Source organism: Duganella sp. FT27W, assembly GCF_009295655.1.
Classification (GTDB): domain Bacteria; phylum Pseudomonadota; class Gammaproteobacteria; order Burkholderiales; family Burkholderiaceae_D; genus Rugamonas; species Rugamonas zoogloeoides.
The window spans coordinates 1-284 of sequence record NZ_WHIV01000027.1; the positions used below are offsets into that span (position 1 = coordinate 1).

The 284-nt window shown below is 53.2% G+C and carries 1 tRNA gene and 1 rRNA gene; both read left to right on the forward strand.

Features of this window, described 5'->3' with window-relative positions:
* A 16S ribosomal RNA gene (locus F8197_RS28275) occupies positions 1-115 on the forward strand; the annotation flags it as partial.
* Between the two features lie 94 nt (positions 116-209).
* Positions 210-283: transfer RNA gene (locus F8197_RS28280), tRNA-Ile, on the forward strand.
* The last annotated feature ends 1 nt before the right edge of the window (position 284 follow it).

Consider the following 284-nt stretch of genomic DNA (forward strand, 5'->3'; position numbering starts at 1 on the left):
ACCAGAAGTAGGTAGCTTAACCGCAAGGAGGGCGCTTACCACGGTAGGATTCGTGACTGGGGTGAAGTCGTAACAAGGTAGCCGTATCGGAAGGTGCGGCTGGATCACCTCCTTTCTAGAGTAGCACCGGACCACGTTGGGGAGTTACCAATTGGGTTCATCATCAAGCGTTCACACTTATCGACTGTCAATCAAGAAGAACAGCATTTGGGGCTGTAGCTCAGCTGGTTAGAGCACCGTGTTGATAACGCGGGGGTCGTTGGTTCGAGTCCAACCAGCCCTAC